The sequence below is a fragment of the Burkholderia sp. LAS2 genome, assembly GCF_018417615.1.
Taxonomy (GTDB): domain Bacteria; phylum Pseudomonadota; class Gammaproteobacteria; order Burkholderiales; family Burkholderiaceae; genus Burkholderia; species Burkholderia sola.
The window spans coordinates 471,940-487,615 of the sequence record NZ_CP071053.1; the positions used below are offsets into that span (position 1 = coordinate 471,940).

A 15,676-nucleotide genomic window follows, 5' to 3' on the forward strand; every position below is an offset into this window, starting at 1 on the left:
TTACTCTCAATCGAGACGGAGCCGGGATTCCGCATAGGCGTACATCGGACGCCACAGCAGGCGGTTGAACAAGGTAACGAACAGGGACATCACGGCGATGCCCAGGATGATCTTCGGGAAATCCCCGGCGGCGGTGGTCTGCGCGATATACGCGCCGAGGCCGTGCGCGACGACCTTCGTGTCGCCCCACTGCACGAACTCCGACACGATGCTCGCGTTCCACGCACCGCCCGACGCGGTGATCGCGCCCGTCACGTAGTACGGGAAGATGCCGGGCAGCATCGCCTGGCGCCACCACTGCCAGCCGCGGATGCGGAAATTCTTCGTCGCTTCCTTGTAATCGTTCGGATAGGACATCGCGCCCGCGATCACGTTGAACAGGATGTACCACTGCGTGCCGAGCACGATCAGCGGCGACAGCCAGATGTCCGCGTTCAGGTGGAAATGGACGATGACGATCACGAACACCGGAAACAGCAGGTTCGCCGGGAACGCGGCGAGGAACTGCGCGAGCGGCTGGATCTTCTCGGCCAGCTTCGGGCGCAGCCCGATCAGCACGCCGAGCGGCACCCAGATCACCGATGCGATCGCGATCAGCACCAGCACGCGCAGCAGCGTGATGAGCCCGAGCACGAGCACGTGGCCGACTTCGGCCATCGTCACGCCAGTCGCGACGAAGCTGACGACGCGCCATGCGACGTATGCCGTCAGCAGGATCACGAACGCGGCCCACACGATGTCGCCGATGCGCGACGAACGGCGTGCCGATGCGCCGCGAGCGCGCGTGCCCGCTAGCGACGGCACGCGCAGCGGAATCCGCGCGGCCTGCGACAGCAGCCAGCCGGCCGGCACGAGCAACTGATGGATCAGATGCGTGCGGCGCATCATGTCGAGCAGCCACGACTGCGGCGCATCGCCCGACGCGGTGTTCTCCATCCGGAACTTGTCGGCCCACGCGACGAGCGGGCGGAACAGGAACTGGTCGTAGGCAAGGATCACGACCGACATCGCGACGATCACCCAGCCGACCGCGCCGAGATTCTTGTCGGAGATCGCCTGCGCGAGATACGCGCCGATGCCCGGCAGCGTGATCGTCTGGTTGCCGACCGTGATCGCCTCCGACGCGACGACGAAGAACCAGCCGCCCGACATCGACATCATCATGTTCCAGATCAGGCCCGGCATCGAGAACGGCACTTCGAGCTTCCAGAAGCGCTGCCACGACGTCAGATGAAAGCCGCGCGACACTTCGCTCAGGTCGCGCGGCACCGTGCGCAGCGATTGATAGAAGCTGAACGTCATGTTCCATGCCTGGCTCGTGAAGATCGCGAAGATCGCGGCCAGCTCCGCACCGAGCACGCGACCCGGAAACAGCGCGAGGAAGAACGTGACCGTAAACGAGATGTAGCCGAGCACCGGCACCGACTGCAGGATGTCGAGGATCGGGATCAGCACCATGCCCGCGCGGCGGCTTTTCGCGGCGAGCGTGCCGTAGACGAGCGTGAACGCGAGCGACGCGACCATCGCGGCGAGCATCCGCAGCGTGGTGCGCAACGCGTATTCAGGCAGGTTCGACGGATCGAGCGAGATCTTCTGCGTCTGCAGCACGCCGATCGGCGCCATCGTCTCGTGAAAGCCGACGATCGCCATCGCGAGCATGCCGATGATCAACGGAAACGCGACCGCGTCCCAGCGATTGGGCAGCACGCGCCACGCCGACGCGTTGGCGGTGCGATTCGGATCGAAGAAACGGATATCCATCGGTAGCGTCTTGTGTCTTGTGTTGAATTAAAAATCGATGGGTCCGGACGCATGCCGCGCAGCCCGCTCGCAGCCGCGGGGCGAATCAGGACAGCCCGTGCAGTGCGAACGGCAGCGCCGAGCCTTCCTTGACGAAGCGTAGATCGACGGCGAGATGAGTGCCGGCATCGACGATGCCGCCGGCAATGATCGAAGAAAACAGCGCGAAGCTGGCGGGGCGCATGCGATGACCGACCGCACCGCCCGTTTCCGTTGCCGCGAGGTTCGGCATGAAGGGCTCCGGAGAGGGTATTCGGAGTGGGAGGCTATCGGGCGGCCGTGACGCAAATGTGACATGTCACTTACAGGACATTGACGGGTCATCCGGCGGGCGTCGCGCATCGCGCCGTCGGCCGCGCGCACGGGGATTCGATCTCGCAACGCGCGGGAATAAATCCGCCGCTTCGCCGGTATCGCATGCGAAGGCGCCGGCTTATTCCAGGACGATCCGGCCGTCCGGTTTCGTCACACGAATGCGAGGCTTACATGTCTTCATCGACCCCCACCCGCCCGTCGCGCCGCAAGGCCTTGCAATGCATGGCCTTCGGCGGCCTCGGCACGCTGTTTACGCTGTCGGGCGGCATCCTCACGCCGTTCGACCTCGCGCTCGCGCAGACCGGCGACGCGCGCCCGGCCGACGCGGGGCGGCCGCTGTTCGTGCAGATCAGCGATACGCACATCGGTTTCAACAAGGACGCGAATCCCGACGTGTCGGCCACGCTGAAGCAGACGATCGATCTCGTCAACGGGATGCCTGCGCTGCCCGCGCTGGCGATCCACACCGGCGACATCACGCATCTGTCCAAGCCCGAGGAATTCGACCACGCGTCGCAGTTGCTGTCCGCGCTGCGCGTGCCGGAACTGCACACGGTGCCCGGCGAGCACGACGTCACCGACGGTTCGGGCGCCGAATATTTCGGCCGGTTCGGCAAGGCGTCGGACAACCGCGGCTATTACAGCTTCGATCACGCGGGCGTGCACTTCATCGGGCTCGTCAACGTGATGCACTTCAAGCCGAACGGGCTCGGCAGCTTCGGCGACGAACAGCTCGCGTGGCTCGCGCAGGACCTGAGAGGCCGCTCGTCGAGCACGCCGATCGTCGTGTTCTCGCACATGCCGATGTGGACCATCTACGAACCATGGGGCTGGGGCACCGGCGACGCGCCGCAGACGATGGCGCTGCTGCGCCGCTTCGGCTCGGTCACCGTGCTGAACGGGCACATCCATCAGATCGTGTCGAAGGTCGAGGGCAACGTGACGTTCCATACCGCCCGCTCGACCGCGTTCCCGCAGCCGACGGCCGGCAACGGGCCGGGCCCCGTGCCGCTCACGGTGCCGCACGACCGGCTGCCGTCGATGCTCGGCGTGACGACCGTCGAGTTCGCCGGCCATCCGGTCGCGTCGTCGCTGCACGATGCGACGCTCGCGTGACAAAAATAAGGAGACCGACATGATCCGCTTCAAGCCATCTCCAATCATCGCCGTGCTGATGCTGTTCGGCGCGGCTGCCGGTACGCCGCTGGCCGCGTTCGCGCAGGGCCCGAACGGCCCGCTCGTGACAATCCGCAATTTCATGTTCTCGCCGATGTCGACCACGATCAAGGCCGGCACGACGATCACGTGGAAGAACCTCGACGCGGAGCCGCATACCGTCGTCAACGACGCCGGCATCTTCCATTCGAAGGCGCTCGACCAGGACGAGACGTATTCGTTCCGATTCGACAAGCCGGGCGTCTACAAGGTGTTCTGCGGAATTCATCCGTATATGAAGGAGACGATCACCGTCGAATGACGCGGCTCGCCACGAAGCGCGCGGGCGAACGACGGGCGGCTGCCGCCTCCAACGACCGTCGTCCCCTTCGCCCGCGACCCACACGGAGCGGCCCACGATTCCCGCATTTTCCGGTCGATCGATGTTCGTCGCGGGCGGGCCCTGCATGCAGGCTCACTGCCCCGCCGCGCGCAAGTCCGGCGCGGTGCCCGCGACGACCGGACACGACTGCGGCAATGCGTGCCCGAACAGCACGGCCAGCCCGCACGCGGACGTGAACATGCCGAGACCGTCATGCCCGACACCCGGCACTTCGACGACCTGCTGCGCGAGATCGCCCGGATGCCGCTTTTTCAGGTAATCGAAATAGGCGAGCCCGCGCGCCAGCCGGTACGGCCCCTGCGCCATCGCCGCGCATGAACGGTCGATGAAATGCGTATAGGGATTCGTGTCGGCCTGCCCGAGCAGGTACACGACATGACGCGCGACGTAGCGCGTTTCGAGATCGCGCACGTCCTGCGACGCAACGTAAGGCGGCGCCGACTTCAGCCCGTACTTCCATTCGGTCGCGCGCGGGCATACGCCACCGGCAAGTGCATCGGCATTCGGTCGCGCGTCGTCGAAATACAGGTAACTCGACGGGTTCGCGACCACATAGCGCACCGCAATGCCGGTACGCGCGAGCGCGTCCCCTTCGCGCCCTGCGACCGCATAACGCTGCAGCAACTGCGCGCCGGCAGAGTGGCCAATCAAGACGACCGTCGACAACGACGGGTACAGGCCGCGGTCGGCGAAATGCGCGAGCAACGCGTCGAGCGCCGAGAAGGAACTGATCGGACCCGGCTGGCGCGCGGGTTCGCCGCCCTTCCATCCTTCCTGCGTCCACGCCAGCGTCGATGCGGGTAGCGAAAACGCGCGCACGTCGGCGCGTGTCAGGAATTGCGGCGCGACGATCATCGTGCCCGCGCCCGCCGCACCGGCCTTTTCGACGACTGTGCGCCCCGATGCGTAGTACGCGTCGGCATTACGCAGCGTGCCGTGAATCACGATGAACACGCGCGTGACGTCGGGCGCGGCCCGGTCGAGCGGATGATCGGCGTAGACCGGCAGCATCGCGCTGCCCTGCGGCGTATCGACGACCATGCGCTGGTCGGCGACGGCCTTGACCGGCGCTTCGAGACGTTCGCGCTGCGTGGGCGTGGCGGCTTCGGCCTGCAGCGCGCCGGCCAGCGTGCCGGCGGCGGCGCAGGCGACCGCGAGCGGGACGGCGTATGACAAGGCGCGCGCGGCCGGCAGCGCACACGAGCGTCGGAGACTGGCAAACGCGACGGAAAGGACGGACATGGCGGCGGCTCGGGAGGCAGATATGACTTGAACGGCGATGGTCGCAGAATCCGTCGCGCGCCGCCGGGCCGTTGCGAACAACCGATCAGCCGGCCGGTTGCGCACCGCGTTCCGCGTCGATGCACCGTTGGCCGGAGCGGCTCGCGCGCGGCGGTATGAGATTGCCGACAAGACGAACTAAAACGAGCGAGTTCATCGAGAGCGGTTCACGGCGCGGCCCATGCGACCCCAAGATTACGATTCCCTATCAACCCCATTGCCGACAGTGCTTTCAAACATATCGTCAAAATACGATATAAGATTCGCCCATCGACGATACTTGTTTGCCCGATCGAAACGCCCACCTTTCCATGCCGACCGAACTCGACATCGACGCGATCCTGAAAGCGCTCTCGAACCCCGTGCGCCGGGAGATCCTCGTCTGGCTGAAAACGCCCGGCGAGCATTTTCCGCAGCAGACGCTGCCGTACGAACACGGCGTCTGCGCGGGCCAGATCGACGCGCGCTGCGGGCTGTCGCAGTCGACCGTCTCCGCGCACCTCGCGACGCTGCAGCGCGCGGGGCTCGTGACGTCGACGCGGATCGGCCAGTGGGCGTTCTTCCGTCGCAACGAGGCCGTCATCGACGCATTTCACGACGCCCTGCGCCGCGAACTCTAGCCAACGGCCGAACCGGCCATCCGGGGCGCCGTCGCGCACGACGCGCACGCTTCCCCGCCTTTCGTGAAGAGGTTATCTGCCATGCCCACGTTGTTCGATCCCATTACGCTCGGCGACCTGACCCTGCCGAACCGCATCGTGATGGCGCCGCTCACCCGCTCCCGTGCGGGCGCGGCGCGCGTGCCGAACGCGCTGATGGCGCGCTACTACGCCGAGCGCGCATCGGCCGGCCTGATCATTACCGAAGCGACGTCGGTCACGCCGCAAGGCGTCGGCTATGCCGACACGCCGGGCATCTGGTCCGACGAGCAGGTCGAAGGCTGGAAGCAGATCACGCAGGCCGTGCACGCGGCCGGCGGGCGCATCGTGCTGCAACTCTGGCACGTCGGCCGGATCTCCGATCCGATGTTCCTGAACGGCGACCTGCCGGTCGCACCGAGCGCGATCGCCGCGGGCGGCACCGTGAGCCTCGTGCGTCCGCCGCGTCCGTTCGTGACGCCGCGTGCACTCGAACTCGACGAAATTCCGGGCATCGTCGCCGCGTACCGCAAGGGCGCCGAGAACGCGAAGGCGGCGGGCTTCGACGGCGTGGAGATCCACGGCGCGAACGGCTACCTGCTCGACCAGTTCCTGCAGGACAGCACCAATCGCCGCACCGACGCATACGGCGGCCCGATCGAGCATCGCGCGCGCCTGCTGCTCGAAGTGGTCGACGCGGCGATCGACGTGTGGGGCGCCGGCCGGGTCGGCGTGCACCTCGCCCCGCGCGGCGACGCGCATACGATGGGCGATTCCGATCCGGCGGCAACGTTCGGTTATGTCGCGCGCGAACTCGGCCGCCGCAAGATCGCGTTCATCTTCACGCGTGAATCGTATTCGGGCGACCAGTTGAGCCCGCGCCTGAAGGAAGCGTTCGGCGGCCCGCTGATCGCGAACGAGCAGTTCACGCTCGACACCGCGCAGGCCGCGCTCGCGAACGGCAGCGCCGACGCGATCGCCTGGGGCAAGCTGTTCATCGCGAACCCGGACCTGCCGCGCCGCCTCGAAATCGGCGCGCCGCTCAACCAGCCGGTGCCGGAGACGTTCTACGCGGAAGGCGAAACGGGCTACACCGACTACCCGGCGCTGAGCGACGCGGCCTGACGGTGGAACGGCGCGGGTTCAGGCGGGCACGTCCGCACGCATGAACACGCGCCGCGTTTCGTCGAGGCCGAGCGCGACGTGGTGCGCGCGGATCGCGCGCAGCGCGTCGTCGAGCGCCGCATCGTCGATGATCCGGAACCCGAGACGCGCGTAGTACGGCGCATTCCACGGCGCATCGCGAAACGTCGACAGCACCACCTGCTCGACGTGCTGCCGCGCCGCGCGCGCGATCACCTGCTCGATGAGACGCGCGCCGATCCGCTGCCCGGCATGCGACGGCGCGACATCCAGTTCCTCCAGATACAGCCGCCGCGCATCGAGCAGCCGATAGAACGCGAATCCCACGCACGTGCGTTGCGGACCGACCGCGACGTACGCGCGACCGTCGTCGATCCGCTCGAGCACGGCGGCCGCATCGGTCGGCTCGGCATCGGCGATGTCGGCCATGCCGATCTCGCGAAACCGCTGCGCGGCGGCGACTTCCACGGCGGCCATCGCGGCCGCGTCTTCCCGCGTGGCGGGGCGAATCAGGATCGAGGCAGGCATGACGGCATTTCAGGCAGGCAGTCTGGAACGGCCGTCACTATAATCGAAACTTCATACGTATCGTTTCGAACGATTTCGAACGCCCGATCCACGAGGTCCGTCATGACGCTGTCCGCACTCGCCGTCTTCGCCTTCGCCCTGCTCGTCACCGCCGGCACGCCCGGCCCGAGCGTCGCCGCGCTCGTCGCGCGCGTGCTGACGAACGGCGTGCGCGACGTGCTGCCGTTCCTCGCGGCCATGTGGCTCGGCGAGGCGCTGTGGCTCACGCTCGCGGTCGCGGGGCTGTCCGCGTTCGCGCACACGTTCGCGACCGGCCTGATCGTGCTGAAGCTGCTCGGCGTCGCGTACCTGCTGTTCCTCGCGTGGAAGATGTGGACCGCGCCGACCGGCACGGGCGCGGACGACCTGCCGCGCGGCCAGTCGCCGTGGCGCATGTTCGTCGCGGGGATGCTGGTCACGCTCGGCAATCCGAAAATCATGATCTTCTATCTCGCGCTGCTGCCGACCATCGTCGACCTCACGCACGTCGGCGTCGCCGCATGGGCCGAACTGGTCGGGACGATGCTCGCGGTGTTGATCCTGGCCGACTGCTTCTGGTCGCTGCTCGCGTCCCGGGCACGGGCCTTCCTGACGTCGGCGCGCGCGAAGCGGATCGCGAACCGCACGAGCGCGACCGCGATGGCCGGTGCGGCAGTCGCGATCGCGACGCGGTAGTCGCCGGCGACGCGCCGGCCGCTAACAGCGAAACGCCTTGCGCCACACGCCCCGCTGCGGCGTGTGATCGTTGCATTCGATCAGCGCACGCACCAGCGCCCAGTCGTCGTCATCGCAGAAATCGAGCAGCATCGCGCCGTACGGGCCGGGCTGCTCGCGCAAGCGCTCGGCGAGCCGCGCATGAATGCCCTGCACGCGGCCATCGCCGTGTGCGACCACCGACGGATTCGCGCCCATCCCCGTTCCGCTGCAAAAATTGAGCGCCCAGCGGCCGCTGTCCGGCAGCGGCAGATGCGTCAGCAGCGCGTCGATCGCGCGCCACTTCCACGCGATCGACGCGGCCACCGGCACGCGATACTCGTCCTGGATCACGAACGCGCCGTCCGGATGATCGATCGTGAACGTCGCGTTGTCGGGCCATGCGGTCAGGTCGATGCCGAGCGGCCGGCCGCTGCGGAAACGCCGCAACAGCACGATCGCGCCGCGCACGTCGCCGAGCGCGGGCAGCGTGCCGCCGGCATGCCAGCGCAGCCGCGGGTGCCGCGCGCGATGCGCATCGAACGTCGCATCGAAACTGCGCGTGCACGCATGCGCGGGCCACTCGTCCTTCACCGACATCACGATGCATTCGCGCGGATGCGCATCGAGAAAGCGCGTGCAGCTTGCCAGCACGTCGTCGAACGTCATGCCGAGCGCGATGCCGCCGTGATGGATGTCGAACGCATCGCGCACGTGCCGGCAGCGGATGTCGAGCAGCCGCACGCCATGCGCGAGCTGCGCATCGAGCGGCGCACGCTGCGTGCGCACCAGCGAATCGTCGACCGTATACGCACAGGTGTCATGGCTGCCCGGTAGGGTCAGCGTATGCAGCGGCCGCGCGTCGTCGAGCGCGGACATCCAGTCGGCAGGCGGCATGCGCGTATCGTGGCGCGAAGGGATCATGAATCGATGAATGACAAGGAAAGAAAACCATGGGTAACGGCGTCGGATGTCGCGGCGCGGGCCGGCGTCTCGCGCTCGGCAGTGTCGCGCGCGTTCTCGCCGACGGCAAGCATCGCGCCGCAAACGCGCGAACGCGTGATGGTCGCCGCGCGTGCGCTGGGCTACCAGGTCAACCTGATCGCGCGCGACATGATCACGCAGCGCAGCAGCATGATCGGCGTCGTGACGGCCGGGTTCGAGAACCCGTTTCGCGCGCGGCTGCTGTCGGACCTGATGGCCGCGCTCGGGCAGCGCGCGCTCACGCCGCTCGTGACCAATGCGGAAGATCCGCGCCAGGTCCGGCAATCGCTCGAGCAATTGCTCAGCTACCGGATCGCGGGCCTCGTGATGACGTCCGCATCGCCGCCGCTGTCGGTCGCGCAGCAGTATCTCGAACACCGGATTCCGGTCGTGATGATCAACCGCGAAGCGAACCTGCTGGGCGCGGATGTGGTCGTCAGCGACAACGCGGCGGGCGCCACCCACGCCGCGCAGCGGCTCATGCAGGCCGGCGCGCGCCGCCTCGCGTTCGTCGGGCCGCGCGGCACGAGCTACAGCGCCCGGTCGCGCGCCGCGGCGTTCGAGCAGGCGCTCGGGCGAGGCGACGCGTCCGACGCGACGCTCGTATGCGTGCTCGACACGCCGTCCGACACCCACGCCTGCGGAATCGACGCCACGCGGCAACTGTTCGCGACCGGCGAGCGGCCCGACGGCGTGTTCTGCTCGTCCGACCTGCTTGCGCTCGGCGTGATCGACGTCGCGCGCCGCGAATTCGGCTTGCGCGTGCCGGACGACCTGCGCGTGATCGGCTTCGACGATATCCCCGCCGCCGAATACGATGCGTATCGGCTGACGACGCTGCGGCAGGACACGCGCGGCCTCGCGCACGCGGCGATCGACCTGCTCGCCGACCGGATGCAGGCGTTCGACGGGCCGTCGCGCACATGTGTCGTGCCGGTCACGCAGGTGGTGCGCGACAGCTGCGCGTGACGACGCACGAACGCGCGCGGCCACGCCACGCGTCACTTCAACCCGCCCGCGAACCCGCGCAACAGGTAGCGCTGCACATAACCGGCCACGGCCAGCGTCGGCAGCGACGCCATCAGCCCCGCGCTCATCAGGTCGCCCCAGTCGATGCCGTTCTCCGTCACATAGCCGGCAATCGCGAGCGGCAGCGTGAAGCGGCTCGGCGTCGACACGAACAGCAGCGCGATCAGGAATTCGTTCCACGCCGCGATGAACACGAAGATCGCGGTCGCGATCAGCCCCGGCGCGCACAGCGGCAGCACGATCTGCACGAGCCGCCGCGCGAGCCCCGCGCCGTCGATGCACGCCGCTTCCTCGTATTCGATCGGCACGTCGCGCACGAACGCGAGCAGCATCCAGATCGCCATCGGCAATGCGTAGATCTGGTACGCGAGCATCAGGCCGAGCGTCGAATCGAGCAGGTGCAGCCGCTTCGCGAGCGCGAATAGCGGCACCGCGATCGTGATCGGTGGCATCAGCTTCAACGCCAGCACGAGCATCAGGAACAGCAGGTCGAGCCGCGCCGGAAACCGCAGCCGCACGAGCGCATACGCGGCCGGAAACGCGAGCGCCAGCGCGAGCAGCGTCGTGCCGAAGCCGACCAGCAGCGAATTGAACAGCGGCGCGCCGATGCCGTTCGACCACACCGACGCAAAATGCGAGAAGGTCGGCGCGGCCGGCCAGATCCGCAACGGATGATCGAAACGTTCGAGCGTCGGCATGAAGGCCGCGCCGGCCATCCACAGGCACGGCAGCAGCAACAGCGCGAGCGCGAGGACGCGCAGCGTCCACGGCGTCGCGTGACCGAATGCGGCGCTCGCTCGTGCGCGCGGGATGCCCGCCGATCGTGTCGTCATGCGCGCCGCTTGCGAACCGTCTGCCATACGTACCCCGAGACCAGCAGCGCGGACGCCGCGAGCATCAGCACCGACGCGGCGCTCGCCGGCCCGACGTTGAAGAAACGGAAGCCCGTGTCGTAGATATAGGTCGACAGCGTCTGCGTCGCATTGCCGGGGCCGCCGCCCGTCAGCGCATAGACCTTGTCGAACAGCTTGAACGTGTCGATCGAGCGCAGCAGCAGCGCGAGGCCGATCTGCGGCGCCGCGAGCGGCAGCGTGACGTCGCGCAGGCACTGCCACTCGCTCGCGCCGTCGGTGCGCGCGGCTTCGTACAGTTCCTGCGGGATCGACTGCAGCCCGGCCAGCACGATCAGGAACGCCATCGGCGTCCACTGCCACACGTCGACGAGCGCGAGCGACCACAGCGCGAGATGCGGATCGGACAGCCAGCGCACGCCTTCGATGCCGAACGCCGCGAGCAGCGCGTTCAGGAAGCCGTCGAAGTTCAGCCAGTTGCGCCAGATCGCCGAGCACACGAGCGTGGACAGCATCATCGGCAGGATCGCGAGCGGCAGCGCGATGCGCCGCCCGGGAAACGCGCGCACGAACAGCAGCGCGAGGCCGAAGCCGAGCGCGACTTCGGCGAGCGACGCAACGATCGTGAAGCGCAGCGTGTTGCCGAAGCCGGCGGTAAACGCGTCGTCGCCGAGCACCGCGCGATAGTTCGCGAGCCCCACGAACGCGCGGCGGCCGGCCGAGTAATCGACCCGGCAGAACGAGTCGAACAGTACCTGCGCGACCGGATACAACGCCAGCGCGGCGAGCACCAGCAGCGCGGGCCCGAGCAGCGCGACGATCGGCAGGCTGCGACCGAACGCTTTCATCCGCGGCCTCCGGTCGTCGGGTCGACGTTGACGCGCGCGGTCACTTGCCGGCCGCGGCCGTCGCCTGCGCGATCTTCTGCTGCGCCTGGCGCAGCGCGGCGTCGGGCGCGGCCTGCCCCGTCAGCGCGAGCTGCAACTGGTCGCCGAGAATGCTCTCGACCTGCTGCCAATCCGTCACGCGCGGCCGCGCACGGCCGGCCTCGAGCGCCTTCAGTTGATCGGGATACCAGCGATACTGGCGCACCAGCGCCGGATCGTTGAACACGCTGCGGCGGGTCGGCGGAATGCCGATGCCGGCGAGGCGCGTCTGCGTATCGCGTGCGGTCAGGTAAGCGAGGAAGTCCTGCGCGAGCTTCGCGTGCGGCGCGTCCTTCGGAATACCCATCTGCCAGATGCCGAGCATCGGGGCCGGGCCCGCGGTCTGCCCCGGCGGCGGCTGCAGCGCGATCTGCCCGACCACGCGCGACTGCTTCGCGTCGTCGAGCGCCGGCACCCACGCGGGCCATACCTCGATCGACTGCGCGGCCGTGCCGCGTTGCAGCGCGTCGCGCACTTCGGCCGCGCCGTACACGTCGACGTCCTTCGGCGCGAACGCCTTCAGCGCGAGGAACGTCTTCAGCGCGGCCTGCGCTTCGCGCGAATCGATCGTCACGTTGCCGGCACGGTCGAACACGTCGCCGCCGTATGCCCACAGGATCGGCAGGAAGCCCGTGACGACCGGGTTGCCCTTCGTGCCGCGGAACACGACGCCCGACACGCTCTTGTCCGCGCCGCCGACGGTCTGTGCGATCTTCAGCACGTCGTCCCAGTTGCGCGGCGGCTGCAGCTTGTACTTCGCGAGCAGGTCCTTGCGATACGCGAACATCTCGACGTTGCCGACGATCGGCAGCGCGTACAGCGCGCCGGCCGCATTGCGGCCGAGCGCGACGGCGGACGGCACGAGATCGGCATCGGCGAGCGATGCGGGCAGCGGCTTCAGCCAGCCGTTGCCGATAAATTCGGGCGCCCACGTATCGTCCATCATCACGAGGTCGTACGCGCCGGTGCCTTCGCGCATCGACAGCTTCAGCTTCTGGTACAGGTTCGCGTTCGGCAGCTTGAGCAGCTCGATCTCGGTGCCCGGATGCAGCTTGGTGAAACCGGCGACGGCGTCGGCGAGCCCCTTGCCGTAGATGTCGTCGCGGCCCGCGATGACGAGATCCGCCGCGAAAGCGTGCGTGGCGGCGAAGGACAGCGCAACGGCGGCGGACAGCGCGCGCAGGCGGCTCAGCAGGGTCATGTGGTCTCTCTCGATCGGCGTATGGAGCGGGTATGGAGCGGAACGGTCATGCGTTGCACACGTGTGCAACGCCGGCGACACGTCGGGTCGCGTGAAGCGTCGCCATTGTTCACGCATACCGTGAAGGTATTGTGGCAACGCGCAAAGCCGGGCGACCTGACGCGCGCGTTCCGTCAATCCGGGTCCATTCAGTCAAGCATACGGACGGTTTTTTTCAAGCATCGCTTTCCAGCAATCGACCGGCGCCGGACCATGCGCGTGAGGGTCGTGCGGCGGCACGCGACCGACGTGCCGCCGCCAGCCGCATCCAGCATCAAAAGTTCACACGAATCCCCCCCATCACCGCCAGTTGCCGGCTCGAATTGCTGTTCGCGAGCACCGGAATCTGCGCATAGTTCGCCGCGTTGCCCGCCGCGTCGGTGCCGAGCCCCGTGCCGCTCGCGATCTGGCCGATCGCGACCGCATACAGCGCGGTGCGCTTCGACAGGCTGTAGTTCGTGCCGACGTTCAGTTGGTGGAAGCGCGTCGTGCCGCGCCCGTCCGTGTGCGCGGCGTTGAAGATGTACGCGACGCCGCCTTGCAGCGCCGGCGTGAACATGTACGTGACGTTCAGCTCGCCGACGTCGAACGTGAACGCGTGCGTGCGCGGCTGCGCGGCGGTCGAGAAATAGCGGCTGTCGCCGAGACGCGTATGCGTATAGGTCAGCGCGACCGTCGCCGCGCCGAACGTGACCGACCCGCCCGCGCCGAACGCGCGCATCGAGCCCGCATCCTGCAGCAGGCAATACATCGCGCCCGGGTTGCTGCACGCGAAATCGCCGATATAGCCGCTCGCGCCGCCGAGCGCCGCGTCGAGCGGTTGATGCAGGTCGAGGTAGCCGACCGAGAACGCCACCGGCGCACGCGTGTACGTCGCGGCCACCGCGTAGCCGCGCTTCGCGGAAAAATCGCCGGCCTGCCCGCCGAAGCTGAACGTGCCGCCGAACGTCAGCCCGTTGAAATCGGCGCTGGTGAACTTCACCGCGTTGTTGAAGTTGAATGCGGCATTCAGGTTGTCGACGTCGCCGAGATGCGAGCCGTACGGCGTCGCCCAGTTGTTGCTCGACACATACGCGCCGAGCATGTCGGTGTACGAGTCGTATTGCCGGCCGAGGCCGAGCGTGCCGATCGAATCCTGGCGCAGCCCGACCCATGCCTGCCGGCTGAACGCCGTGCCGCCTTGCAGCGCCTGCCCGTTCGCGGACAGAAACTGCTGCTCGAGCGAGAACACCGCGCTGAGCCCGCCGCCGAGCGGCTCGGCGCCCTGGAAGCCAAAGCGGGACGGCACGAGGTTGCCGCCGCCCATCTGCCATGCATGGCCGCCGCCCGTGCTGCCGTCGGCGCGCGTGAACTGCTGGTTCGTCGAATAGATGATGCCGGTATCCACGGTGCCGTACAGCGTCACGCTGCCGGAGGTTTGCGCGTGTGCGTGCATGCAACCCAGCATGGCCGCGGCTGCGGTCAGTCGTCGTCCGTTCTTCATGTCCCGCCCCTCAATGGTCATCGATTCGCAGTGCCAACCGATGGTGTTGTCGATATGGGTGGCAGGACTTTATCCAGCGAAAATTCCGGACCTCTATCCCAAATCAGCAAATGGTGGAGGGTGCGGCTCGCGACGGCGCCCGGGGGGGTGCCGTCACAATGCGCGTACGTCATGCGGGACGCGTCGTCTGGGAAGGCAACTCGCCGAACAGGTCGCGATACTCGCGCGCGAAATAGCCGAGATGCGTGAAACCCCAGCTCGCGGCGGCTTCGCCGACGCCGAGCTGCTGCACCGGCGTCGTGCGCAGCAGGCGACGCACCGCGTTCAGCCGGATCGTGCGCAGGTAGCCGACCGGCGTGACGTCGGCCACGCGCTGGAAGCTCGTTTGCAGCGTGCGGCGGCTGCAGCGCAGCGCACGGCACAGTTCGAGCACGGTGACGGGTTCTTCGGGCCGCTCGCGCAGATGCTTCTCGCAGCGGCTCACGATATCGCTGTAGGTCGCATGCGTGATGTCGCGACGCTCGACGCCGATGCCCTGTTCGAGCGCGTCGAGGAACATGCCGAGCATCGCGTCGCGAAACATCTTGCGGGTCGCCGCATATTCGAGGCAGCCCGGGTTGCGCTGCGCATCGTCGATCAGCGCCGACAGCCGCACGCCGAGCGCGACGCCCTGCGCGTCGGACAGCCGCGTCACGTGCCGCAGCCTGCGCGCGGCGGCCGCGCCGAATTCGGCTTCGCACAGCTCGTCGATCATGTCGGACGCCGCACTGATCCCGACGAGCCCCATCCCTTCCGGCGTGTGGAACTCGAAATCCTCGCCGGCGCGCAGCGCGAGCAGCGCATAGCCGTCGACGGGCTGGCCCTGGAACGTACCCGCGAGCGGCACGGACAGCGGCACCGCGAGCGACGTGCGCCCGACCGGCGCGAGCCCGGTTTGCGCGACGCGCCGGTTGGTCGTCTCGCGGAAGAAGTGGAAATCGTCGTACAGCACCTGCGTGACGGTGCCCTTGAAGCGGCCCGGCGTCATCTGACGGTAGACCTGATGCCAGCCCGCGATCGCGAGCCCGTGATCGTGCACGTCTTCGTGTGAGCGGGACTGGAACAGCATCGGCGTCTCCGGTAAAACCCTGGGGTGCTGGATGCGGCCGCCGGGTTCGCACGGCACGTA

16 protein-coding genes are annotated in these 15,676 nt (G+C 67.9%); 6 read left to right on the forward strand and 10 right to left on the reverse strand.

Annotated elements, in window-relative coordinates:
• Positions 1-6 precede the first annotated feature (6 nt).
• The gene (locus JYG37_RS22505) at positions 7-1,761 is read right to left on the reverse strand and encodes an ABC transporter permease (RefSeq protein WP_089489517.1); all 1,755 of its coding nucleotides are present in this window, start codon (positions 1,759-1,761) and stop codon (positions 7-9) included.
• A gap of 85 nt (positions 1,762-1,846) precedes the next feature.
• Positions 1,847-2,032 (reverse strand): hypothetical protein, encoded by a 186-nt coding sequence (locus tag JYG37_RS22510; protein ID WP_050017457.1) that lies wholly within the window; start codon positions 2,030-2,032, stop codon positions 1,847-1,849.
• A gap of 254 nt (positions 2,033-2,286) precedes the next feature.
• Between JYG37_RS22510 and JYG37_RS22515 the strand changes: the two genes are divergently transcribed.
• Together JYG37_RS22515 and JYG37_RS22520 are read left to right on the forward strand one after the other, a co-directional pair.
• The gene (locus tag JYG37_RS22515) at positions 2,287-3,231 is read left to right on the forward strand and encodes a metallophosphoesterase family protein (RefSeq protein ID WP_124555958.1); all 945 of its coding nucleotides are present in this window, start codon (positions 2,287-2,289) and stop codon (positions 3,229-3,231) included.
• Between the two features lie 19 nt (positions 3,232-3,250).
• Positions 3,251-3,592: a cupredoxin domain-containing protein gene (locus tag JYG37_RS22520; RefSeq protein ID WP_050017455.1), complete on the forward strand. Its 342-nt coding sequence runs from the start codon at positions 3,251-3,253 to the stop codon at positions 3,590-3,592.
• Between the two features lie 153 nt (positions 3,593-3,745).
• Here JYG37_RS22520 and JYG37_RS22525 read toward each other — a convergent pair whose 3' ends face one another.
• Positions 3,746-4,915, reverse strand: a complete 1,170-nt coding sequence (locus JYG37_RS22525) for an alpha/beta hydrolase (RefSeq protein ID WP_213346453.1) — start codon at positions 4,913-4,915, stop codon at positions 3,746-3,748.
• Positions 4,916-5,265: 350 nt separating this feature from the next.
• Here JYG37_RS22525 and JYG37_RS22530 point away from each other — a divergent pair, with 350 nt between their 5' ends.
• A complete protein-coding gene (locus JYG37_RS22530) occupies positions 5,266-5,574 on the forward strand; it encodes an ArsR/SmtB family transcription factor (RefSeq protein WP_050017453.1) in 309 nt (102 codons plus the stop codon).
• Positions 5,575-5,655: 81 nt separating this feature from the next.
• A complete protein-coding gene (locus JYG37_RS22535) occupies positions 5,656-6,717 on the forward strand; it encodes an alkene reductase (RefSeq protein WP_089489521.1) in 1,062 nt (353 codons plus the stop codon).
• Between the two features lie 18 nt (positions 6,718-6,735).
• Here JYG37_RS22535 and JYG37_RS22540 read toward each other — a convergent pair whose 3' ends face one another.
• Positions 6,736-7,263, reverse strand: a complete 528-nt coding sequence (locus JYG37_RS22540) for a GNAT family N-acetyltransferase (protein WP_050017451.1) — start codon at positions 7,261-7,263, stop codon at positions 6,736-6,738.
• Positions 7,264-7,365: 102 nt separating this feature from the next.
• On the opposite strand from JYG37_RS22540, the gene JYG37_RS22545 reads away from it, so the two are divergent.
• Entirely contained in the window at positions 7,366-7,977 is a 612-nt protein-coding gene (locus JYG37_RS22545; protein WP_050017450.1) for a LysE family translocator, read from the forward strand.
• 21 nt (positions 7,978-7,998) lie between these two features.
• Here JYG37_RS22545 and JYG37_RS22550 read toward each other — a convergent pair whose 3' ends face one another.
• Entirely contained in the window at positions 7,999-8,919 is a 921-nt protein-coding gene (locus JYG37_RS22550; RefSeq protein WP_213346455.1) for a phosphatidylinositol-specific phospholipase C, read from the reverse strand.
• A gap of 6 nt (positions 8,920-8,925) precedes the next feature.
• Here JYG37_RS22550 and JYG37_RS22555 point away from each other — a divergent pair, with 6 nt between their 5' ends.
• The gene (locus JYG37_RS22555) at positions 8,926-9,948 is read left to right on the forward strand and encodes a LacI family DNA-binding transcriptional regulator (protein WP_213346456.1); all 1,023 of its coding nucleotides are present in this window, start codon (positions 8,926-8,928) and stop codon (positions 9,946-9,948) included.
• A 32-nt stretch (positions 9,949-9,980) separates the two neighbouring features.
• Here JYG37_RS22555 and JYG37_RS22560 read toward each other — a convergent pair whose 3' ends face one another.
• The 5 genes from JYG37_RS22560 to JYG37_RS22580 form a co-directional block, all read right to left on the reverse strand.
• Entirely contained in the window at positions 9,981-10,841 is an 861-nt protein-coding gene (locus JYG37_RS22560) for a carbohydrate ABC transporter permease (RefSeq protein WP_124630721.1), read from the reverse strand.
• Entirely contained in the window at positions 10,838-11,707 is an 870-nt protein-coding gene (locus JYG37_RS22565) for a carbohydrate ABC transporter permease (RefSeq protein ID WP_089489523.1), read from the reverse strand. Before JYG37_RS22565 ends, JYG37_RS22560 begins: the two co-directional genes overlap by 4 nt.
• Positions 11,708-11,747: 40 nt before the next feature.
• Positions 11,748-12,986 (reverse strand): ABC transporter substrate-binding protein, encoded by a 1,239-nt coding sequence (locus JYG37_RS22570; RefSeq protein ID WP_089489524.1) that lies wholly within the window; start codon positions 12,984-12,986, stop codon positions 11,748-11,750.
• 313 nt (positions 12,987-13,299) lie between these two features.
• Positions 13,300-14,508 (reverse strand): porin, encoded by a 1,209-nt coding sequence (locus JYG37_RS22575; RefSeq protein WP_213346458.1) that lies wholly within the window; start codon positions 14,506-14,508, stop codon positions 13,300-13,302.
• Between the two features lie 169 nt (positions 14,509-14,677).
• Positions 14,678-15,616, reverse strand: a complete 939-nt coding sequence (locus JYG37_RS22580) for a helix-turn-helix domain-containing protein (protein ID WP_050017444.1) — start codon at positions 15,614-15,616, stop codon at positions 14,678-14,680.
• Positions 15,617-15,676: the final 60 nt, after the last annotated feature.